The sequence below is a fragment of the Crocosphaera watsonii WH 8501 genome (assembly GCF_000167195.1).
GTDB lineage: Bacteria > Cyanobacteriota > Cyanobacteriia > Cyanobacteriales > Microcystaceae > Crocosphaera > Crocosphaera watsonii.
Window position 1 is genome coordinate 48,920 of record NZ_AADV02000005.1, and the last position, 21,697, is coordinate 70,616.

Here is a 21,697-nt window from a genome sequence, read left to right on the forward strand (position 1 = left end):
ATCTGCATCATAACTGACCACCCACTCCCGATTGGAACTCAGACAAATAGCTTGAATAGGTGATCTATTTCCTGATAAAGTGCAAATCTTCTGATTAATATCTAGGGTTTGCTGAATAAAAGCAAAACCCTATTCTTTAAGAGGTTACACCCATATTCGCGATCGCAAAAAAGATCAGCTTTGTCGGCTACAAACCGCTATAATTGGTAGAAACACCTCCCAGTTGTTGGTCAAGAACAAATGTATCGAAAAGAGGAGCAACCTTTACCGCCCCCAGAAAAATTTGAATTACCTTTCGAGGGCAAATTGTCCCCCAATAATCGTTGGGTAATCATGGCAGAGTTGATACCTTGGGATGATTTTGAGGAAGAATATGCTAAACTTTTTTCAGCAGAAAAAGGTGCGCCAGCCAAACTATTTAGAATGGCATTAGGGACATTAATTATTAAGGAAAAATTAGGAACAAGTGATAGAGAAACTATAGAACAGATTAGAGAAAATCCCTATCTACAATACTTTATAGGTTTAAATTGTTATCAACAAGAGCCACCACTGGAATCTTCAATGTTAGTTCATTTTAGGAAAAGAATTGATGGAGAATTGATAAACAAAATCAATAAAAAAATAGTAAAAAGAGAAATAGACAAGAGTGATAAAGAAGTAAAAAAAAAGGATTGTCTCCAAGAAAAAGGAGAAAAAATAAAAAATAAAGGTAAACTAATTTTAGATGCGACTTGTGCGCCAGCAGACATCAAATACCCAACGGATTTAGGCATATTAAATCAAGCCAGAATTGAGATAGAAAGAATAATAGATAATCTTTATAAACCATTAAGAGTAAAATTGAGAAAAAAGCCAAGAACTTCTAGAATAATTGCTAGAAAGGAATACTTAAAAGTAGCTAAAAAACGAAAAGTATCTTATCAAGAAAGAAGAAAAGCTATCGGGAAACAGTTAAAATAACTTAAGAAAAATTTAGGAAATATAGAAGACTTAATTCAAGCTGGGGCTTCCCAGGAAAATCTGAGTAAAAGACAGAAAAATTGTCTAGAGACTATCAAAAAAGTTTATGAACAACAACAGTCAATGTGGGAGAATAAGACCCAGAGTGTTCCTCAAAGAATTGTAAGTTTAACTCAACCGCATATTCGTCCAATAGTGAGGGGAAAAGCAGGAAAACCAATAGAGTTTGGAGCTAAACTCTTAGTAAGCTGTGTAGATAACTATGTGTTTCTAGACAAAATAAGTTGGGAAAACTTCAATGAATCTTGTCATTTAAAAGAACAAGTAGAAAAGTATAAAGAAACGTTTGGCTATTATCCCGAATCCGTCCATGTAGATAAAATTTATCGAACTAGGGAAAACAGAAATTGGTGTAAGGAAAGAGGGATAAGAATCAGTGGTCCGAAGTTAGGAAGACCTCCGAAAAATGTCAGTGAAGAAGAAAAGAAACAAGCCCACTCCGATGAATGCTTCCGTAATGCTATTGAGGGAAAGTTTGGACAAGCTAAACGAAGATTTAGCCTAAATCTCGTGATGAAAAAACTCCCTGAAACCTCCATTACATCTATTGCTATTACATTTTTAGTTGTCAATCTTTCTAAACTTCTGAGGCAGTTTTTGTCGTTTTTTTTGTCCTTATTTACTAATAATAGAACAGGGGAACTCATCAAACCGCCTTTCATTAATTTTGATTATACTTTAAACAATTTTTGTGTACTAAAACTTATTGATTTGTCAGAAAATTCTTGGTCAAAAGTGGCATAAATTTTGGAGAAACTTTTTCAGCAAACCCTAAGTATGTTCGGTCAATTTTGCTGATTCTTTTATCAGTTTCTCCCAGGACTTCCATCGTATCAGATTCCTCCCAAAATTGCCGTTGATCATCGGTACGAATCTCTTTAGCAAAATTTATAACCTGTTGTTTCAATTGCTCTAAAAAGTTGCGGAATTTTTGATTAATCGCAACTGCTTGCATTTCCGCTTCAAGATTGGTGCTTTGGCTGTATTGATCATCAAGGGGTTTCAATAAAGTATCCAGAATGCGAATCCCCTGTAATAGTTCTTTTTTAGCATCGGCAATAAATTGATCTTTTGCTTCTGTGTTTAAGTAATTAAAGAGAGATTCACTAAAATCAGAAAAAGAGACAATATCGGGATGACTAAGAAGGGATTTTGCTTTTTCTTGATCAAGATCGTTTAAGTCATTAATAATTCCCGATTTCGTCAAATTGTCAAGGTGATTTTTAAGTTTTTGACTGTCTTCAATTGTTTCTTCTGCTGTTGCTTTTAACAGTAAGTAATTGAGAGCAGAAGTTTGAAATTGTCTGTTTTTTCTGTCGTCGTTGATACCAAAGTTATATTCTTTAACTCGTTTATCAAAGCTATTTAAAGCTTCTTATTGTTGTGTCTTATTGGGTAAATCCCATTGATTAATGACCCAAAAAGCTCGCTGAATAATGGTTGGGTTATTTTTATTAATCTGGGATAGAAACTCTATTTCTTGTCCTTGAAGCACTTTAAAAGGACTCATACAAACCACAAAAGCTTTAGCTTTTTCTTTGATGTAATCCTTGGTGAATTCGACGTGACGCTTATTGTCAACCCCTAAACCGGGTAAATCAACTAAAACAATGTCATTATCGATATTAAGTTCCTCTAAAAAAACCTCCACTTTATCCACATAAATTGCCCCAGCATACCCCTCTACATAATTTTTGAGTTCTGATAGAGCAATTTCTTTTTTCCCTTTATATTCATCATTTCCGAAATTACGTAAGAGGGATTGTAATTTCATTAACTCTTGTTGATCAATAGCAATTTCATGGTTTTTTCGTAGGCTTCTACTGCTGCTTTAATTCGTTGTAAATGAGCACCTGGCAGTTCATTTTTTTGTCGTTTTAAGTCTTTACTAATTTTGGTAGAAATTTCACTAACAAAACTATCCCAAAGCTCCATTCTTGCTTGATCACTCATAAAGTGAATAAACCCCTGCTCTTTATCACCTTTTTTCACAATTGTCGGAAAAGCAGTGGTAGACTCGTTGGCTTCAGGTAAAATTTCTCGGCCTAAAATCCCATTAATAATAGTAGATTTACCAGCAGAATATGAACCTAAGAAAGCAACAGGAAACTCGGTTTGTTGTAATTTTTGAATCCAACCTTGTTTTTTCTCAATAATGGCTTTTTTACTGTCCTCCATACCTACGTAAGGGAGAACATTTGTATAAATCTCAAAAAATTTGTTAAATTGTTTAATGGTCAACTGGGACTGTTCATGAAGCATAGCCATGGATATTTTCCTCAAGGTATAAGAGTAATGCTACTGAAGTATAACCTTCACTATGTATTCGTGATCGGATGGGATAATTATGCACTTTTTCTGGATTAGAAGTGGGAAGAGAAAGGGCTGAACATTGAAATTATAGGCTAATTTCACCCAAATTACGTCTTTTTCTCTAATTAATATTAATCATTGTTTCTAGAGCAAATAGCATATATTAATGTTTCCGCTAATAGTGCGATCGCAAATAATTCCCAATCATTATGAATTATTTAAGTAATCTATTTCCAAATAACGCTTCATCGTAACGTTTTTGAAAGATTTATTACCATAGAATGTGACAATTATTAAACTGTCCCTCATCTATTGAATTTAAAAAGGGATCACTCTAGGATTATATTATATCGATCATCAATCGGTACTATGTGGTGTGAGTGAGTTAGTAGAAAAACACTTGGGGTCGAAACACGGCAAGACTCCCGGGTGTTTTTCTCATTTTGGCCAAACCACCCTAAAAAAATAATGTATCTTAATAATTTTACACTTCGTATTGTTGAAGGCAAAGAATTAGAAAACGGTTACGTTGAACTTATTCACAATACTCAATATAGAGTTATTTTAGGTAATCAAAAACCCGTTCGTTGTGATGCTTACCTAGAAATTGACGGTAAACACCTTGGGACTTGGCGACTTCACCCTTATTATTCTATCACCTTAGAAAGACCGGCACATGATGATGGACGTTTTACATTTTATCAATTAGGAACCACAGAAGCTTATAGTGCTGGCTTAGTGGAAGGAGATCCCAAGTTAGGACTTATTAAAGCAATTTTTACCCCAGAACTGACTCAAAAAGAACCCCAATGGATGTCAGCAGAGTCGATGGAAGTGGGGAATAGAAATCAAAGAACCGCCAAAAAATCTGCTAGAGGTTATGCACCTGGGGGAACCGGACTATCAGGTAAAAGTGATCAAGAGTTCATTACTGCTTCGTCTAGGTAGCTAAAACCTATCTATATATTCTAAAATATTATAAATATTAGTAGATTATAGGAGTAAGTCACCGACTGAAAACGAAGATAATATGCTAGAATGAGTCTAGAGTTAATTACTCATAGTAATGGCTAAAAAAAAGTCTCTAAAAGCTAAATTAACACGGATAAGTCGGTCTAAACAAAAGACTGATAAACCCGTGTATCAAAGGCTGATAGGGATTGAAAGTAAAATAGAATATCATCCATTTCTAGAAGATTGGGGTAATGAATATCAAAGTCTTTTACGCAGGGCTTTAAATGATAGACAAAAAGGAATATCCGAAACTGAAATAGAGAAAAGTTACCAAAAAAAGTACAATATTCAATGGGCATGGGCTGATAGTTTAGCCACAAATGCTAGTTCTGTATTTGAGCAATTAACTACAGCTAAACAAAATCAAATAGAACTCCTTGAAACTGATGTAAAATCAGGATTCATGAAAGTAGGAGAAAATCTAGAAGCTTTAGATAATGCTTACTGTAATCCAACTCATTCTTCGACAAGAAACTTTAAGAAGAAATTATTAGGAGTTAAATCGAAACTAGAAAGATTAGTCAGATATTGGGATGGTGAAGTATATGGCTAAATATGGGCTTAATTCAGCTTATGCGGCGGCCATGGTGATTGCCAGACGAGCATTAGGGTTTTCTGAAAGGATAACTCGTTCTAAGGAGCCAATAATAGGAATTTGCATCTCCTCACCAGAGGATAAGGAGGTGCAATCATGGGGTCAATGGGGGAAAATCTGTAAACTTCTTCGTGAGCAGAAAATCTCCCGACACCAAATGTTTGAATCAGCGAAAGTCCTAGAGGCACTGCAAGCGGTGCGACCGAACCGCCGTCTTACGGCGGATTCGCAAGCGCACCGTGCAGTTTCCCGAAGCAGAAGGGGGAAATCTCCTGCCAGAAGTCGAAGGAAAGTTAAATCTACTTCTCTACCAGTAGTTTTTTCAAACAGTCAAATCCACGGGGAGTCACCGATGCCCCAAAACTGTTAGTCTGACAACAGATTGTTAGATATTAATAGGTTTTTAGTAGGTGCTATTAATCAAACAAAACTTGTTAAGCTTATCTATGATTGACACTTCATCTCTAAAACAATTTCGCACTGTTGGTCTAATTTTAATAACTACCTTGCTAGTGTTAGTTTTTCGTTTACCTGCTGTTGCTCAAACTCCCAAACACTACACGGACTTAGAATTTCCCCTTTTAGCAGAAATTTCTCTCCCTGAATACGAACGCTACGAACTGACTAATGGGATGGTTGTCTATTTAATGGAAGACCATCAGTTACCTTTAGTCAAGGGTAGTGCTTTAATCAAAACAGGATCACGACTTGAACCTGCACCAAAAGTTGGCCTTGCTCAAACCACGGGTAGTTTGATGCGTTTAGGGGGAACCCAACAACATTCTGCCAACGAAATAAACCAACTTTTAGAACAACGGGCGGCTAGGGTGGAAGTCGGTATTGGGACCAGTTCGGGTAGTGCGGGATTTAATACCCTCAGTGAAGATTTAGAGACGGTATTTAACCTCTTTAGCGAAGTATTACAAGAACCTGCTTTTTCTCCTCAACTCCTTGGTTTCATCAAAAACCAACAACAGGGGGGTATTGCCCGTCGTAACGATGATCCGGGGAGTATTGCCAGTCGTGAGTTAGGCAAACTCATCTATGGGGAAGACAGTCCCTATGCTCGCACTATCGAGTACGAAACCATCGATAACATTACCCGTGACGATGTGGTTGCCTTTTATGAGCAATATGTGCGACCCGAAAACATTATTTTAGGGGTTGTGGGGGATTTTGAACCAAACACCATGAAATCTTTGATTGAGAATACCCTCGGAAAATGGCAACCTAATACCCCAGAACCCGAGATAAATATTCCCTCAGCACAACAAAAACAAGGTCAGGGGGTCTTTTTCGTCAACCAACCTCAATTGAATCAAAGTAATGTCTTATTGGGGCATTTAGGGGGTAAATTTGATAGTCCTGATTATCCTGCATTATCGGTGGTAAACGGTTTATTGAACGGGTTTGGGGGTCGTCTATTTAATGATTTGCGATCGCGTAAAGGTTTGGCTTACACGGTTTATGGTTTTTGGAGTGCTGGTTATGACTATCCTGGGGTATTTATTGCTGGAGGGCAAACTGCTTCTCAAACCACTGTAAAATTTATCACTTCTTTACTAGATGAAATTAAACGAGTACAAACTACTGCTATTTCTTCCGATGAATTAGACTATGCAAAAGAGTCGATTTTAAACTCTTTTGTCTTTAAGTTCGAGAACCCATCTCAAACTTTATCTCGTCTCACCACTTATGAGTATTATGGGTATCCTCAAGACTTTATCTTTGAGTATCAAAAAGGAGTCAAAGCAACCACTATAGAAGATGTACAACGAGTTGCTCAAGAATACTTAAAACCAGAAAATATTGTCACGTTGGTGGTGGGGAATGAAGAGGAAATTAATCCTCCTTTATCTCAACTAGGACAAACGGTTAAATCCATTGATGTCACTATTCAGGGACAAGCTAAAAGTTAACACAAAGTTTGTAGGGGCTTAATATTATTAAGCCCTTATTTTCATTTAAAATTGAATTATGATAAGTGACATAAAAGCAAGAATGAGATATGGAGATAAAAAAACAATTTAAGTTTTCAGGAATATTTAGAAAATTCCACGAAGAAGATTCTAAACCTATAGAAATTTCTAACGCTAATATATTATGTTATACCAATGGTCATATATTTCTTTAAGTGAATGCTCAAGTTAATCAATATATAAATGAAAAATTATTTTTTGAAAAGTCTATAAAACGATATGAAGGTGATTATGGGATTGAAGGTAAAACGGTTGAAGGTTGGAAGATAACAGCAATTCTAGCTAATCATAGCTTTAAAGTTGGTAACGTGAATAATGTCAATCAACAAGATAAATATCAACTGAGGTTTAAAGCATTATATATTGATTATAATCTAGAGATGTTAGAAGAGAAAGAAACCGAAGAAATTATCTATGGTCTTGCTAACATAGAAGTGTTTTATCAATTTTCCGCTAATATCGGTAATTTCGATACTGAAATTGATATTAAGTCAGTTACGAATCAAGCAAATAGAAGAAAAACTGGATTTTTAAGTGCAGAAATGAAAATAAAAAATGTTGACAAAAACGAACAAAATTCTTACGGAAATTATGGTAATTGGATTATATATCTTTTATCCCTTGTATCAGGTCATTGTGTTGATAAAATTTATAAAATTGAAGGGATAATGGATGAGAAGTTTAACATCAAAAGGGAATATTGGCCTGGTTCTGAACTTCTTAATGAAGCAAAAGGAAGATCGGTTATACAATCACCTGATTTACCTTTATTTATTCAACAGTGTGCTAAAAAACTGAATTGGGATACATTTAATGATAAGGGTCTAGGGTTGGCTTTATATTGGTATATTGATACGTTTGTAAGTATAAAAAGTGAAGTTAATTTTTTGACTTTATGTACAGTGTTAGAAATATTAAATAAAAGACATTCTAATAATTCTAGTAAAAGATTACTCCCTAAAGGAATTTATAAACAAATCAGAAAAGAGATTATAGAAACTATCTCTAAGTTTAAAGATAACATTGATCACAAAGATGATCTTGAGCAATATAATAAATTTGAAATAAAGGTTAAAAAATCTTTTGAAAGTGCTTCGTATAATCAAATGGGAAGTTTACGAACAAGCTTAAAAGAAATGCTCACCTATTATAGTGTTCCCTATGAAGACTTATTTCCAGAATTAGAATTTATAAAAATTAGAGATAAAATTGTTCATGAGGGATTTAGTGGAGTTGATATAATCACAGAATGGGTTAAACTATCAAATCTTGTTGTGCGAGTATTTTTGGCTATCTTAGAGTATGAAGGCAATTATATGGAGTCAACCATAATTGATCTAGATGATAACTGTGAACACAAGAAATATGACTTAATTTGTAAGTCTTTTCCTTTTGTTGTCTCGAAAGATAACTTAAATAAAACTGACTAGAATAAAAAAAGGGGCAATTTTACCCCTTTAAACTACACTAAAAAATCTTCACTTTTAAACCATCACTAGGACGAGGACTAGGAATATTTATCATCTCTAAGTTTTGGTCTGGTAATAGTTCCCAATGACATTTACGAACTAAGAGACTAGTGCAGCTTGGCGAAAGTAATCCACCAGATTTTTACAGAAACTTTCGTGACTAGCCACGACAATGTGTTTCAATGAAACTAACGGAAGAATCTCGAAGTTGATGTCCATGATAAAAGCATTGCCAATTAACCTCTCCAACCTACAGAAAACAGTACTCCAACAAATAGTGAGAGGGACAACAAACCCCTATCGCCTTGTTAGACGAGCCAAGCTAATCTTAGCCGCAGCATCAGGAGAGAGCAATAGTTCGATTAGTCGAAGATTAGAATTAGACCGGGTACAAGTGCGTCAGTGGCGATCGCGATGGTTTGAGGAGAGAGAAAAACTGAGTGCCGCCGAAGAACAACAGGTAACGGAGAAAGCATTAATGGTCTTGATCAAAGGAATTTTAAGCGATCGCCCAAGACCTGGAACAACAAAATCCTTTACGGTCGAACAAGTAGTCCAGATTGTAGCGATCGCTTGTGAAGAATGTGAAAAATCAGACAGACCAGTGAGCCATTGGACACCTTCAGAGTTGGCGGATGAAGCCATAAAAAGAGGAATTGTCGAAAAGATTGCCCCCCGTAGTGTGGGGCGTTTTTTAAAAAGAAGCGACATTACAACCACATCTCGTTCGTTACTGGTTAAATGCCAAAATTGATGATCCCTTAAATTTAAAAAGCAAGTCAAATATATCTGTGAACTTCATCAAGAAGCTAAAACTTTGTTAGAACAAGGAATTCATTTAATTAGTACAGATGAAATGACAGGGATTCAAGCTCTTGAGAGATTATTTCCGAACAAAAGAATCAAGCCTAAACAAGTAGAAAAAATCGAATTTGAATATGAAAGACACGGAACTTTAAGCTTGATTGCGAACTGGGATGTGGCAAGAGGAAAAGTTGTTAGTCCCTCTATTGGACCGACAAGAACAGAACAAGATTTTTCTGAACATATCCAGAGAACGATTAAGATTGATGAAAAAGCAGAATGGATTTTTATTGTAGATAAACTCAACACTCATAAATCGGAAAGCTTAGTCAAATTAGTAGCAGAAAGCTGTGGAATTACTATTGATTTGGGGAGAAAAGAAAAGGAGGGGATTTTGCAATCTATGGACAGCAGAGCAGATTTTTTATCAGATGAATCTCATCGAATTCGCTTTGTTTATATTCCCAAACATACATCGTGGCTTAATCAAATTGAGGGTTGGTTTTCGATCTTAGTCCGGCGTTTACTCAAAAGAATTACTGTCCGTTCAACTGAAGAACTATCCCAAAAAATTCTCAATTTTATTGATTACTTTAATCAACATTTTGCTAAGCCGTTCGTTTGGAAATTTAAGGGCTTTAAAGATCATAAGTGACTGGTGGATTATTTTTGCTAAGCTGCACTAGCACAAACTTGACTGCTTGGTGTTAACTGCTACTAAGATGTGGATGCTACGCAGTTTATACACTGGTCGGGTTTCATCCCTACCTAAAATGTAGAGATTTTTGATAGTATTTTTAGCTAGGGTCTTCACCCGACATTTTTGATAAAATTTCACCTGATCGTAGGGTGGGCATTCCCCACCCTACTACTGTTACAAATATAAACATCCATCAGACATGATGAACCTTAAGCATCTGTCTTTTTAGTTGTACTCGTCTTACTCTTAGTCGTTCGTTTAGTGGTAGTTTTCTTCTTAGTAGTAGTTTTACGAGTAGTTTTCTTCTTAGTTGTAGCCTTAGCTGCTAACAACTCCAAAGCCTTTTCTAAGGTAATAGTTTCCACAGTTTCACCTTCAGGTAAACCAGCATTAACCTTACCATGTTTAACATAAATCCCATAAGGACCCTCGTAAACGTTAACCGCTTCTTGATCTTCGGGATGAACCCCTAACTCTTTTAAAGCTTTCTTGGTACGACCACCACCCCGTCCCCGTTTGGGTTGGGCCAATAATTCCAAAGCCCTTTCCAACGTAATAGTTAAGACATCATCCTCTTTTTTAAGCGATCTATAATCTTTACCCTCCTTCCCTTGATCATGAACCACATAAGGGCCAAACCGTCCTAAACTGGCTTTAATTTTTGCCCCGGTTTCAGGATGGGTTCCCAATAAACGGGGTAAGGCCAATAAACCCACAGCCATGTCTAGGGTGACATCGTCTACATTGGTTCCCTTGGGTAAAGAAGCACGTTTTGGCTTTTTATTCTCCTCACTAGCTTCTCCCAACTGTACATAGGGGCCGTAACTGCCAATCAAAATATAAATAGCTTCCCCGTTTTCCGGGTGTAAACCCAACTTTTGAGGTCCCTCGGTTTTCTGTTTCAATAACTTGTTAATTTGTTCGGGATCAAGATCCGATGGGGTTAAGTCAGTGGGGATAGAAGCGGTAATTTTTTCCTCCTCTTGCAAAACTTCCACATAAGGACCAAACTTACCAATTTTCACCGTTGCTTCCAAATTATCCAAATTAATGGCTTTAGCAACCCCTGGATCGATTTGATCGATACCTACCTTAACCTGACTGTCTAACCCTTCTTCCCCCGAATAGAATTTCTTGAGATAGGGAACCCATTGCGCCTCTCCTGTAGCTATTTCATCGAGGGTTTGTTCCATTTTCGAGGTAAATTTAGCATCTACTAGATCAGGAAAATGGGTTTCTAGTAAACTCACCACAGCAAAAGCAGTAAACGTGGGAACTAAGGCTTTACCGCGCATTTGGGCATAACCGCGATCGCGGATAGTACCAATAATACTGGCGTAGGTACTAGGCCGGCCCACCCCTTCCCCTTCCAACATTTTCACCAGGGAAGCTTCTGTGTATCTTGCCGGGGGTTGGGTTTCGTGGCCCAAGACATCTAACTCTTTACAGTCAGGATGATCTCCTTCTTCTAGAGGAGGTAGAATCACCTCTTGGTTTTCAATAGCAGCATCGGGATCGTCGGAACCCTCCACATAAGCCCTGAAAAATCCAGGAAAATCGATCCGTTTCCCCGAAGAACGAAAACCTGCCTCTTCTACATCCAAAAGAACCGTAATTTGGGTTAATTGGGCGTTGGCCATCTGGGAAGCTACAGTTCGTTTCCAGATCAAGTCATAAAGGCCAAATTCTTGACCCGATAGCCCCGTTTCTTGGGGGGTACGGAAGCGTTGACCAGCCGGACGTATGGCTTCGTGTGCTTCTTGGGCTCCTTTGCTCTTGGTGGTATATTGACGGGGTTTGGGGCTTAAATACTGTTTACCATATTTTTCCTCAACACAACTCCTCGCTGCTTTAATGGCTTCATCAGACAGATGAACCGAGTCCGTCCGCATATAGGTGATATAACCTTCTTCGTAGAGTTTCTGGGCGATACGCATGGTATCTCGTGCGGATATACCCAGTTTACGGTTAGATTCTTGTTGCAGGGTGGAAGTGGTAAAAGGAGGATAGGGTTTACGAGTGGTAGCTTTTTCTTCCTTCTTACTAACAGTCCAAGTTTTCCCTTCTAATTTATCTTTGAGGGCGTTGGCCTCTTCTTCGTTGAGAAGCACCACTTTGCGCCCCTGAGCAATTTTTCCTGTGTCGGGGTCAAAATCAGCCCCCGTAGCGACTTTCTTGCCCTCAAGGGTGATTAACTTGGCTTCAAAGGGACTTTTTTCTTTTTCCAGTAGGGCTTTGAGATCCCAATAACCCCCGGATTGGAAGGCCAGGCGTTCCCTCTCCCGTTTTACCAGTAATCTAACGGCCACCGATTGAACCCGTCCGGCGGATAGGCCCCAAGCAATTTTTTTCCAGAGTAAGGGGGAAAGGGTATAACCGTATAAACGGTCTAAAATACGGCGAGTTTCTTGGGCATGGACTAAATTTTCGTCAATATCCCGACAGTTTTTTAGGGATTTTTGGATAGCTTCACGGGTGATCTCATGGAACACCATACGTTTGATGGGAACTTTGGGCTTGAGAAGTTGTAATAAATGCCAACTGATGCTTTCCCCTTCTCGATCTTCGTCAGTGGCTAAGATTAATTCATCTGCGCTTTTCAAGGCTGATTTTAACCCCTGAACCACCTTTTTTTTGCCCTTGGGGATGACATAAATGGGTTCAAAGCTATCTTCTACATTGACCCCTAAATTTGCCCAATCTTTGTCTTTGTAGGAGGCTGGTATTTCACTGGCCGAGGCCGGAAGATCCCGAACATGGCCCATGGATGCCTCCACTTGGTATCCTTTGGGTAAGTAATTTCTAATGGTACGGGCTTTGGTTGGTGATTCAACAATAACAAGGGTTGACATAATCGTTATCAATAATCAAGCAATTTTAGCGTATCTCATCAAGCCTGGGTAATGGACTTATTCCTAGCTTATCAATTACAGAAAAAGGTGATCGAAAATATCTATTGCAAAACATACCCCTTTTTAGGTAACTTACCACAAGGTTTAGCTAAGTTATGCTGAATTTAATGAGAATTTTCTTAACCTATCTTAAGTAAGAAACCCCTGTCCAATGCAAGATTGTTACAGGAGTTTCTTGAAAAAATGGGTTAAACGATTTTTTCTTAATTTTGTTTTAAGGTTTGCAAGTGTTGCAGCAGTACATCAATTTCAGCTTGTAAATGTAAATATTTAACTTGTTGTGTCACTGAATAAGTTTCTCTCACTTTCATCATCTGATTCTCTCCATCTTTGACCCCATAGGTTTGATTATGAGGATTTTTGGTGGTGTTTTTAGAAGAGTCCGAAGATACACGAGAAAGAGTTTGAGTTGTCATTGATGGTATATTAAGTATATTCACTTATGTTTTTTTGCTTTGCGATGTCCAGTATAACCAATCGGGTGCGATCTTGTACAGTCCATCACCCCTGAATTCTGGCATCGTTGGGTTTTATCTACTGTCGTCTATGATACACAGTCATCAATTTTCCTTGAGGGTTATAGACTTCGATGGACTTACCTGTTTGGTTACTGATTGTTTGTAAGCGTTTTTCAAAGGTGGAAAGATGCTTTAAAAGTTCTACCTGAGTTTGTAAATTTCCTTCTGCTTTTGCTTGTAAAGCAATCATCCATAGTTGTTCTAAATAGTTTGATTCTAGTGCAGCTTGGCGAAAGTAATCCACCAGATTTTTACAGAAACTTTCGTGACTAGCCACGACAATGTGTTTCAATGAAACTAACGGAAGAATCTCGAAGTTGATGTCCATGATAAAAGCATTGCCAATTAACCTCTCCAACCTACAGAAAACAGTACTCCAACAAATAGTGAGAGGGACAACAAACCCCTATCGCCTTGTTAGACGAGCCAAGCTAATCTTAGCCGCAGCATCAGGAGAGAGCAATAGTTCGATTAGTCGAAGATTAGAATTAGACCGAGTACAAGTGCGTCAGTGGCGATCGCGATGGTTTGAGGAGAGAGAAAAACTGAGTGCCGCCGAAGAACAACAGGTAACGGAGAAAGCATTAATGGTCTTGATCAAAGGAATTTTAAGCGATCGCCCAAGACCTGGAACAACAAAATCCTTTACGGTCGAACAAGTAGTCCAGATTGTAGAGATCGCTTGTGAAGAATGTGAAAAATCAGACAGACCAGTGAGCCATTGGACACCTTCAGAGTTGGCGGATGAAGCCATAAAAAGAGGAATTGTCGAAAAGATTTCCCCCCGTAGTGTGGGGCGTTTTTTAAAAAGAAGCGACATTACAACCACATCTCGTTCGTTACTGGTTAATGCCAAAATTGATGATCCCTTAAAATTTAAAAAGCAAGTCAAATATATCTGTGAACTTCATCAAGAAGCTAAAACTTTGTTAGAACAAGGAATTCATTTAATTAGTACAGATGAAATGACAGGGATTCAAGCTCTTGAGAGATTATTTCCGAACAAAAGAATCAAGCCTAAACAAGTAGAAAAAATCGAATTTGAATATGAAAGACACGGAACTTTAAGCTTGATTGCGAACTGGGATGTGGCAAGAGGAAAAGTTGTTAGTCCCTCTATTGGACCGACAAGAACAGAACAAGATTTTTCTGAACATATCCAGAGAACGATTAAGATTGATGAAAAAGCAGAATGGATTTTTATTGTAGATAAACTCAACACTCATAAATCGGAAAGCTTAGTCAAATTAGTAGCAGAAAGCTGTGGAATTACTATTGATTTGGGGAGAAAAGGAAAGGAGGGGATTTTGCAATCTATGGACAGCAGAGCAGATTTTTTATCAGATGAATCTCATCGAATTCGCTTTGTTTATATTCCCAAACATACATCGTGGCTTAATCAAATTGAGTGTTGGTTTTCGATCTTAGTCAGGCGTTTACTCAAAAGAATTACTGTCCGTTCAACTGAAGAACTATCCCAAAAAATTCTCAATTTTATTGATTACTTTAATCAACATTTTGCTAAGCCGTTCGTTTGGAAATTTAAGGGCTTTAAAGATCATAAGTGACTGGTGGATTATTTTTGCTAAGCTGCACTAGTCAAGGCACAACAACAGTTATCTCTTCAACAAAGACTGATTGACCAGCAACAACAACAAATCTCTACACAACAGCAAGAAATTGAAAAATTGAAAGAAGAGAGAGATAAGCTAAAAAACCGTAACTCAAAAAACAGTTCAGTCCCCCCATCATCAGACCCACTAAAAAAGCCTTCTGACAAAAAGAAACGCAAAAAAGGATTTAAACGCGGACCAAAATATGACCACCCAGGGAAGACCCGTAATGGTTTTGGTCAGCCCGATAAGATAGTCCCTTTAGAACTAGAAAACTGTCCTGTTTGTGGGGGTTCAGTGGAACGAGATGAAGTAGTTCCCGAAAAAGTCCAGCAAGTGGCTGAAGTAGTAGACCAACCCATAGAAATCAGGGAATATCGTCGCGGATTCTATAACCCAGATTCCGCACTTCAAAATGTAGTATAAAAAAATACATAGTTTTAAAAAGTCCGAAAATCATACCTGGGCAAGAATATTTCTCTTTTCATTAAATTTTTAGGAAAAATAATCAAATTAAGAAGATTTATACTCATTGAAAACTTAGCAAGACTCAGCACAAACGAAGGAGAGTTTCCTCTTCTCATTTGATATCATTAGACTCTTATTCTTTTATTATTTTTGCTTTATCCAATTCAATTTATAGATAATATCTTTGACAAGATGCAGGTAATAAACTCAATATAAAACGCCTTTCTTCTGTTAAATTGACAATTTGTTTAACTCCGTTTAAAATCACATAATGAATACCTTGAAAACATTGAAATATCCACCTCAAAGTCGGACGCAATGTTACTTTCCCTACTTGATTATTTATTCCTTTTTTGACTCTTTTTAAACAATTTCTTAATTCTCTTTGCCCCAAGTTATAAATCAACAAACACAAAGACATTAAAAATAACATTGTTTCTATTCTTTCTGGTTTTTCAACGAAGAAACTATCAGTAAAAAATAAGGGATCTTTCAAAAATCGAAATCCTCTTTCCGTAGATTGCTGATTTTTATAAGTTATCAGAATTTCACTAGCTTCTAATTTATTTTCCTCTACTAAGTTAGTTGCTAAAATAAATTTTCCTGCTTCTTTAGTCTTTCTACTTATCTCTTCATCTTTTTTGATGATCAGACTAATCATTTTATAAATCTTTTCCTTTTTTTTCGAGTAAGTTTCAATCAGTTCAACTTCTTTTATTTCCAACAATCTCAATTTTTTATTAATAGCTTTTAATTTATATCGAGCAGCTTGAGGATGTTCAAATTCTTCAGATTGTATTTCTTTAAGAAATTTTTGGGATTTCTTCTCTTCTTGGGAAAGTTGTTTTTCTAGTTTTTCCAAATCACTTTTCTGTCTTTTTTCACTCAAGACTATTAACCAAGTTTGCTTGATTCTACCATAAGTAACAATTTCTTCTTTCCAGGTATAACTTTCTAAATTTAGGTCACTTCTTTTTTCTTTATCTTCATCTTTTACTTCTTCCACCTCTATATTTTGCACTAATTCTTTTGCTTTTTTTATGGTCATTGGAACTCTCGTTATCCATTTTAAATGTTGGATTAGTTGGAGATTTTCTTGACCATATAAAGCACTATCACAAACCATGATACTATCAAACTTTATTTGCTTTTTGAATTCTACTAAAACTTTTCCAAATACAGCTTTATCAGATTCATTTCCATCTCCTACTCTCACAAATAATGGAATATCTCCATCTTGGCTTGTTATTAAATCCAAGACACATTGTTTTAAGTCTGGTCTATGATCCCGAGAATATCCTTTCTTAATAAAAATTGGTCTTTCTTTAATAATTTTTTCTTCTTCCTGTTTCTCTTTATCTTCTTCCCTTTTATATTCTCCATCTAAATGAAATGATGTGGAATCTAAATGGGAGTATTTAAGGTCTATTTTAAATTTTTAAATTACTTCTAAAACTACTTCAATAAAAATATCATTTAGTCCATATTTATATAATTCATCCATTACTCTCCCAATTTTATCATCATTAAGGTAATCAGGTTTGATTCTTTCTCCTAACAATTTCTCAATGGCTTTATCTTGAAAAAACTGACTGAATAAATATAGAGGTCTTGAAACAAATCCTAGTCCATTGATTAAAATAGACTTAACTACTGTACCTGCTGAGATTTTTTCTCTAACATCTATTCCTAATTTATTATTAATTATTTTGACTATTCCTATTTCATCAATTAAACCAGCTACTATCCCTAAATGGTCTAAATTTTTAACTTGTATTTCTTCTAAATAAGACATTTTTCGCTCTTTTTTTACAGAGGAAACAACTTAAACAATTATCCCACTTTTTTGTCTTCAAGAGCTTAAGCAATTATACTTAATTATTAACCCCAGGCTTGTAGTATTTAATGCTACTTTTTGAAGTGCGGAATCTGGGATCTAACTAAAGGTCTTCTTTTCACACTTACCTCTATTTTATTTTCCCCTTTAATGACTAATGAGGTCAAAGCTGAAAAGTTTTGTATACAGAGTATTGCCAACCCTTGTAAACCCGAAGTTAGTGAAATGTCTGAACAAGCAAAAAGACGGGCAGAACGTATTTTAGATTCTGATAATTGTGCTTTATATACTTATGGTAATGAACCGCAAATTCATTGTGCTTATGGTCGTGCAGAAAAACGACAACAAATATTAAACGATGTTCGTGCCGGTCGTGCCAGACCTTTTTATGGAGACGGTAGAACTCTTGGTTTTTATATTGAAGAAGTTGGTTTAAATCAAGTGGTGGTTACTTTAGATAATCTCGATGTAAATTATAGCCAATAATTAATATTTACTTTTTGATGTTTCCTCTCTAACCTGAGGAGAGGAGTTCGGAGTTTGGAGTTGGAGATTTTCCATGAGATAATCAGGGTTTAAGACTCTTGATGAAAGATCGGTTGTCTATAAATTTCCTTATATCGAACTCAGGTCTCTAAATCAATCTTGCCAGTGGATAATGGATAATGGATAATTGACAATTATCCATTGGTAAAATCAATTCTGTTCCCTGTTCCCTCTGTAAATTAGCCAGTTTGAGCGAAGTTGCAAGATGTGAGTTTAACACCACAATTATTTTCATTGACACTCTCCTGATTCCGCTACGCTAAAATCAGGAGATTCTTCTCTCAAAGGCTCTTATCTAGCCAATCAAAGATTGACCCCGACAGAACGCCTCCAGAAGCTTCTTGATGCAGTCGCTCATGGGGGAAACCCCCAAGACCGCGCTGCATCGCATTTTCATTCACGGGCTGCCCGACCGCTACTAATCCTCGATTTCTTATTACTTGACTCGCCGCCACATCACGATTTGTTTTATACCCACAATTAGGACAATGATGAATTCTATTTGATAGATTCTTTTTGCCTGTTTGGGTATTACAATTAGGACAAATTTGACTGGTATAATCTTTATCTACCTTAAGAAAATAGACATCTCTTTTCCAACAAATATACGACAAGATGTTGAAAAATTGACCAAAACCAGCATCTAATGTATGCTTACCAAATAAGCCTTTAGCCCAAGCTTTGAAGTTAATATCCTCAACAAACATCATGCCAGCTTGGTCACATAAATGATGGGCTAATTTAAAGTGCCAGTCTTTTCTAGTATCGTGGATTTTTTGATAAACTCTAGCTATTTGAGTTTGCAGTTTTTGCCAATTATTAGACCCCTTTTTCTTGTTCTTTAACCTTCTTTGCAGTGATTTCAACTTGCCATGAAGTTGATTAAAAAACCGAGGCCTTTTGACTAATTCCCCTTCGCTAGTGGCTAAATAAGAATCAAGTCCAATATCTACCCCTAACGGATATCCCTGTATGGGTGTTTCGGGAATATTGACAGATAACTGATAAATTAACTGTACAAAATATCCTGATGCTCGTTTAACTACCCTGATTTGTTTCAACACAAACCCATTACTGATAGGTCGAGACATCCTCATTTTTACTTTCCCAATTTTGGGAAGTTTTACCCATCCATCACCCACCCATTCTTGCTTAACTGATGGGTAGAGAAAACTTCTCATTTTTTTCTTAAGACGTGGAAAACCAAAACCTCTTTCCCACATATTTACAAACGCAGCTTCTAAAGTTCTTAGGGTTTGCTGCAAAACTTGTGAATGGGGTTCTTTTAATTGAGGATAGATTTTCTTGGCATCAGTTAAAGATTTACACTAAGAATTATAGGTAGGTCGTTGTTTATTCGGACTGATTATATATTCTGAGTGAATGGAACAAAAATTGATAGGAGACTTACGACTATTTACCCAATCTTTTCTTTCTCGAAGTGCATAGTTATAGACTTTTTTGCAGGTTTCAAGATACATCTCAATCATCTGGACTTGAGACTTTTTAGGTTTGAGCTTGAAATCGTAGGTCATCGTTATCATGCCCTCATTATAGCATACTTAATAAATGTTGCTACATTTGTTAAGTAATATTCACGGGCAATAAATTACCCGTGTTGCGCTACATCTCCCACTTAAAAGATGGGAGCTTTGCGCTGCCCGTCTTTTTCTGTAAATTAATTAATCATCCATTTGCCAGGGTTCTAATAAATTATTTTCATCAAAAATCTTTTTTGGTCTTAAGACAATTATTACTTGACCTAAAAGTGGACAAGAAGGACTTTCAGCAAACCATTTAAAGGTTAATTCTTCCCCTTCTTCTACTAAAAAATAACTTTGGTCATCCCATGCAGTTACTGCTCGATCAATTAACACCAAAACATCCTCTGGTTTCCCTGTTAAAGATTGAGGAAGTCCATCGCTTTGACATAATATAGCCACGGGATCGACGGCTTTTAAAACAGATTGCCAACTGGGTAGGGGAACCACGGAACCTGTGTTATGATAATTTACGTAGTTAAATGGGCTAACTGTATCTATCTTTTCCACCCCCAACACCTGATTTTTATTCAAGGGCAGGTTTCCGGCTAAGGGAACGATACGGGATATCTCTTCTTGGTTTTCAACGCGGTAGAGGGGCATTAAAGGCGCACTAGCTTCGGGAGTTACGGTAAAGTCGCTGAGTAATTTTTCAATCGCTCCTCTAGCTGTATTAGAGGAGGCATATTTTAACCCCTTGGCGATTAAACGAGTACGAGCTTGAAGGTCTTTTTTCTGTTTGGCCTGTTTCCAACATTGATAAGCCATTGCATCCCCAGGATCAAGAGTAAACCCTGGCGGTAACTGGGGCATTAAAGAGAAGGTTTGGAAAGTTTTGGCGATGTCTTTAGTTTCCAGGTGATCTAAACTTTTATCCTTGGCTAACTTTGCCACTGTAACCCGTTGATTTTGCTTAAGGATGCGTAGTTCGTAGAGTACATCGCTTTTTGGTCCTCTGTAGTAGCTCAATAAGTCTTCGGAAACTTGGCCATCCAGCAAGCTATCATAAACTTGAGCGGCAACGATAATTAAATTTTGCTGACTTGCCTGAAACCCTGTTTTTTCAAAGATGGTTTGACTGTTATATCCTGCTTTTTGTAGCTGCTGACAGGTTTTTCCCCAGTCTACCCAAGTACCTTCTTTGTGGAGAAGCGATCTCATTAATTCTTCGGCCTGTTCTTCAGAAAGCTGTGGTGATGTATCTTGGGGATTATAGTTCATCGAGTCTTTTAACGATAAAGCTTTATTCTTAGGTTATGTTATGGAGACACAAGTTTTCCAACCATAACTTACACTTTCTATTATAAATCAAAAGTGTCCAGAAACATAAAAACTTTCCCAGTTGACAAAGTTTTCCTGTATTGTAGGGTGAGTAGGTATTCGGCTAGGTATTCGGGGAAAATAGCATGAAAATTGCTTATTTAATTAATCAATATCCAAAAATTAGTCATAGCTTTATTCGTCGAGAAATTCTAGCCTTAGAAGCATTGGGACTATCGGTGACAAGGTTTTCCATTCGCTCTTGTAAAGAACCATTGATTGATGCAGCTGATCAAGAGGAATTAGCAAAAACCAATATCATTTTAGATGTCGGAATTATTGGTTTATTGGTCAGTTTGATTAAAATAGCAGTTACTCGACCTAACAGATGGTTAAATGCTCTAAGATTAACTTTTAAATTAGGCTGGAATTCAGAAAGAGGTTTATTATTGCATTTTGCTTATTTGGCGGAAGCTTGTGTATTAGTTTCGCGATTTTCTCAGTTAAACATATCTCATTTTCATGCTCATTTTGGCACTAATTCTGCTATGGTAGTTCTGCTTAATCATGTGTTAGGAGGTCCTGCTTACAGTTTTACTGTTCACGGTCCAAAAGAATTTGAAAAGGTAGAGGCGATCGGGTTACCGAAAAAAATTGACTGTGCCAGTTTTGTTGTGGGAATTAGTTCCTATGGTAGAAGTCAACTTTATCGCTGGTGTAACTATAATGAATGGAACAAAATTAAGGTAATTCATTGTGGTCTTGATGAATCTTTCTTTTCCCATGCTCAGCAACCTATTCCTGAAGAACTGCGCCTAGTTTGTGTCGGGCGTTTATGTGAACAGAAGGGACAACTTTTGTTAGTAGAAGCAGCCAGTAAATTAGTGAGTTTAGGGTATAAATTTAAGTTAGTTTTAGTGGGAGATGGCGAATTAAGAGCGCCCATTGAAGAAGCGATAAAATCAGATAAATTAGAAGGTGATGATAGTGATGATTATTATCAATTTAGTCTAGATAAGACTGCTGGAGTCTCGGTAGCATGGTCAAGTTCAGAGAGTATCACCGTTGAACTTCTCGACAGCAATAAAACCTTAATTAAAAGTTT

15 protein-coding genes and 6 pseudogenes are annotated in these 21,697 nt (G+C 36.8%); 12 read left to right on the forward strand and 9 right to left on the reverse strand.

Annotation, left to right across the window (positions count from 1 at the left end):
* Positions 1-240 precede the first annotated feature (240 nt).
* Positions 241-1,767: pseudogene (locus CWATDRAFT_RS33295) on the forward strand (IS5-like element ISCwa2 family transposase).
* Here the strand turns inward: CWATDRAFT_RS33295 and CWATDRAFT_RS39620 are convergent.
* The 3 genes from CWATDRAFT_RS39620 to CWATDRAFT_RS39630 all read right to left on the reverse strand — a co-directional run bounded on the left by CWATDRAFT_RS39620 (position 1,727) and on the right by CWATDRAFT_RS39630 (position 3,291).
* Positions 1,727-2,230 carry a hypothetical protein gene (locus CWATDRAFT_RS39620; RefSeq protein ID WP_007305011.1) on the reverse strand — a complete coding sequence of 168 codons (504 nt, stop codon included), beginning with the start codon at positions 2,228-2,230 and terminating at the stop codon, positions 1,727-1,729. The pseudogene CWATDRAFT_RS33295 and the gene CWATDRAFT_RS39620 sit on opposite strands and share 41 nt — an antisense overlap.
* 168 nt (positions 2,231-2,398) lie before the next feature.
* Positions 2,399-2,797, reverse strand: a complete 399-nt coding sequence (locus tag CWATDRAFT_RS39625) for a dynamin family protein (protein WP_007305010.1) — start codon at positions 2,795-2,797, stop codon at positions 2,399-2,401.
* Positions 2,797-3,291, reverse strand: coding sequence for a dynamin family protein (locus CWATDRAFT_RS39630; protein ID WP_007305009.1), 495 nt, complete (start codon positions 3,289-3,291; stop codon positions 2,797-2,799). Before CWATDRAFT_RS39630 ends, CWATDRAFT_RS39625 begins: the two co-directional genes overlap by 1 nt.
* A gap of 513 nt (positions 3,292-3,804) precedes the next feature.
* Here CWATDRAFT_RS39630 and CWATDRAFT_RS09970 point away from each other — a divergent pair.
* The 6 genes from CWATDRAFT_RS09970 (at position 3,805) to CWATDRAFT_RS10000 (ending at position 9,852) form a co-directional block, all read left to right on the forward strand.
* Positions 3,805-4,284 (forward strand): hypothetical protein, encoded by a 480-nt coding sequence (locus tag CWATDRAFT_RS09970; protein WP_007304881.1) that lies wholly within the window; start codon positions 3,805-3,807, stop codon positions 4,282-4,284.
* Between the two features lie 118 nt (positions 4,285-4,402).
* On the forward strand, positions 4,403-4,903 hold the full coding sequence (locus CWATDRAFT_RS39635; protein ID WP_007304882.1) for a hypothetical protein: 501 nt from the start codon (positions 4,403-4,405) through the stop codon (positions 4,901-4,903).
* Positions 4,904-5,391: 488 nt separating this feature from the next.
* Entirely contained in the window at positions 5,392-6,864 is a 1,473-nt protein-coding gene (locus CWATDRAFT_RS09985) for a M16 family metallopeptidase (protein ID WP_021834896.1), read from the forward strand.
* A gap of 215 nt (positions 6,865-7,079) precedes the next feature.
* The gene (locus tag CWATDRAFT_RS09990) at positions 7,080-8,354 is read left to right on the forward strand and encodes a hypothetical protein (RefSeq protein ID WP_007304884.1); all 1,275 of its coding nucleotides are present in this window, start codon (positions 7,080-7,082) and stop codon (positions 8,352-8,354) included.
* 211 nt (positions 8,355-8,565) lie between these two features.
* Positions 8,566-9,147: a helix-turn-helix domain-containing protein gene (locus CWATDRAFT_RS09995; protein ID WP_007304885.1), complete on the forward strand. Its 582-nt coding sequence runs from the start codon at positions 8,566-8,568 to the stop codon at positions 9,145-9,147.
* 63 nt (positions 9,148-9,210) lie between these two features.
* The gene (locus CWATDRAFT_RS10000; RefSeq protein WP_007304886.1) at positions 9,211-9,852 is read left to right on the forward strand and encodes a transposase; all 642 of its coding nucleotides are present in this window, start codon (positions 9,211-9,213) and stop codon (positions 9,850-9,852) included.
* Between the two features lie 254 nt (positions 9,853-10,106).
* Here CWATDRAFT_RS10000 and topA read toward each other — a convergent pair whose 3' ends face one another.
* From topA to CWATDRAFT_RS10015, 3 genes are all read right to left on the reverse strand, one after another.
* A complete protein-coding gene (gene topA / locus CWATDRAFT_RS10005) occupies positions 10,107-12,749 on the reverse strand; it encodes a type I DNA topoisomerase (protein ID WP_007305008.1) in 2,643 nt (880 codons plus the stop codon).
* Positions 12,750-13,012: 263 nt separating this feature from the next.
* The gene (locus CWATDRAFT_RS10010) at positions 13,013-13,225 is read right to left on the reverse strand and encodes a hypothetical protein (protein ID WP_007310209.1); all 213 of its coding nucleotides are present in this window, start codon (positions 13,223-13,225) and stop codon (positions 13,013-13,015) included.
* Between the two features lie 118 nt (positions 13,226-13,343).
* On the reverse strand, positions 13,344-13,604 hold the full coding sequence (locus CWATDRAFT_RS10015) for a hypothetical protein (protein WP_232287060.1): 261 nt from the start codon (positions 13,602-13,604) through the stop codon (positions 13,344-13,346).
* Positions 13,605-13,608: 4 nt separating this feature from the next.
* Here CWATDRAFT_RS10015 and CWATDRAFT_RS39640 point away from each other — a divergent pair.
* From CWATDRAFT_RS39640 to CWATDRAFT_RS10025, 3 genes and pseudogenes are all read left to right on the forward strand, one after another.
* Positions 13,609-14,184, forward strand: a pseudogene (locus tag CWATDRAFT_RS39640) (helix-turn-helix domain-containing protein); the annotation flags it as partial.
* Positions 14,185-14,253: 69 nt separating this feature from the next.
* The gene (locus CWATDRAFT_RS39645) at positions 14,254-14,895 is read left to right on the forward strand and encodes a transposase (protein WP_007303468.1); all 642 of its coding nucleotides are present in this window, start codon (positions 14,254-14,256) and stop codon (positions 14,893-14,895) included.
* Between the two features lie 27 nt (positions 14,896-14,922).
* Positions 14,923-15,333 (forward strand): annotated as a pseudogene (locus tag CWATDRAFT_RS10025) (DUF6444 domain-containing protein); the annotation flags it as partial.
* Positions 15,334-15,577: 244 nt separating this feature from the next.
* On the opposite strand, the pseudogene CWATDRAFT_RS10030 reads toward CWATDRAFT_RS10025, so the two are convergent.
* A pseudogene (locus CWATDRAFT_RS10030) lies at positions 15,578-17,203 on the reverse strand (IS1634-like element ISCwa1 family transposase).
* Positions 17,204-17,470: 267 nt separating this feature from the next.
* Here CWATDRAFT_RS10030 and CWATDRAFT_RS10035 point away from each other — a divergent pair.
* Positions 17,471-17,731: a hypothetical protein gene (locus CWATDRAFT_RS10035; RefSeq protein WP_232287061.1), complete on the forward strand. Its 261-nt coding sequence runs from the start codon at positions 17,471-17,473 to the stop codon at positions 17,729-17,731.
* 341 nt (positions 17,732-18,072) lie between these two features.
* Here CWATDRAFT_RS10035 and CWATDRAFT_RS10040 read toward each other — a convergent pair.
* Both CWATDRAFT_RS10040 and CWATDRAFT_RS10045 read right to left on the reverse strand, forming a co-directional pair.
* Positions 18,073-19,326 (reverse strand): annotated as a pseudogene (locus CWATDRAFT_RS10040) (RNA-guided endonuclease InsQ/TnpB family protein).
* Positions 19,327-19,473: 147 nt separating this feature from the next.
* The gene (locus CWATDRAFT_RS10045) at positions 19,474-20,553 is read right to left on the reverse strand and encodes a RuBisCO accumulation factor 1 (RefSeq protein ID WP_007305004.1); all 1,080 of its coding nucleotides are present in this window, start codon (positions 20,551-20,553) and stop codon (positions 19,474-19,476) included.
* 185 nt (positions 20,554-20,738) lie between these two features.
* On the opposite strand from CWATDRAFT_RS10045, the pseudogene CWATDRAFT_RS41710 reads away from it, so the two are divergent.
* Positions 20,739-21,569: pseudogene (locus tag CWATDRAFT_RS41710) on the forward strand (glycosyltransferase); the annotation flags it as partial.
* Positions 21,570-21,697 lie beyond the last annotated feature (128 nt).

Bases quoted from the DNA above. Each gene is read 5' to 3' on its own strand.
- CWATDRAFT_RS39625 (WP_007305010.1), bottom strand. From the start codon at position 2,797: ATGAAATTACAATCCCTCTTACGTAATTTCGGAAATGATGAATATAAA.
- CWATDRAFT_RS39630 (WP_007305009.1), bottom strand. From the start codon at position 3,291: ATGGCTATGCTTCATGAACAGTCCCAGTTGACCATTAAACAATTTAAC.
- CWATDRAFT_RS09970 (WP_007304881.1), top strand. From the start codon at position 3,805: ATGTATCTTAATAATTTTACACTTCGTATTGTTGAAGGCAAAGAATTA.
- CWATDRAFT_RS39635 (WP_007304882.1), top strand. From the start codon at position 4,403: ATGGCTAAAAAAAAGTCTCTAAAAGCTAAATTAACACGGATAAGTCGG.
- CWATDRAFT_RS09985 (WP_021834896.1), top strand. From the start codon at position 5,392: ATGATTGACACTTCATCTCTAAAACAATTTCGCACTGTTGGTCTAATT.
- CWATDRAFT_RS09995 (WP_007304885.1), top strand. From the start codon at position 8,566: ATGTGTTTCAATGAAACTAACGGAAGAATCTCGAAGTTGATGTCCATG.
- topA (WP_007305008.1), bottom strand. From the start codon at position 12,749: ATGTCAACCCTTGTTATTGTTGAATCACCAACCAAAGCCCGTACCATT.
- CWATDRAFT_RS10010 (WP_007310209.1), bottom strand. From the start codon at position 13,225: ATGACAACTCAAACTCTTTCTCGTGTATCTTCGGACTCTTCTAAAAAC.
- CWATDRAFT_RS10035 (WP_232287061.1), top strand. From the start codon at position 17,471: ATGTCTGAACAAGCAAAAAGACGGGCAGAACGTATTTTAGATTCTGAT.
- CWATDRAFT_RS10045 (WP_007305004.1), bottom strand. From the start codon at position 20,553: ATGAACTATAATCCCCAAGATACATCACCACAGCTTTCTGAAGAACAG.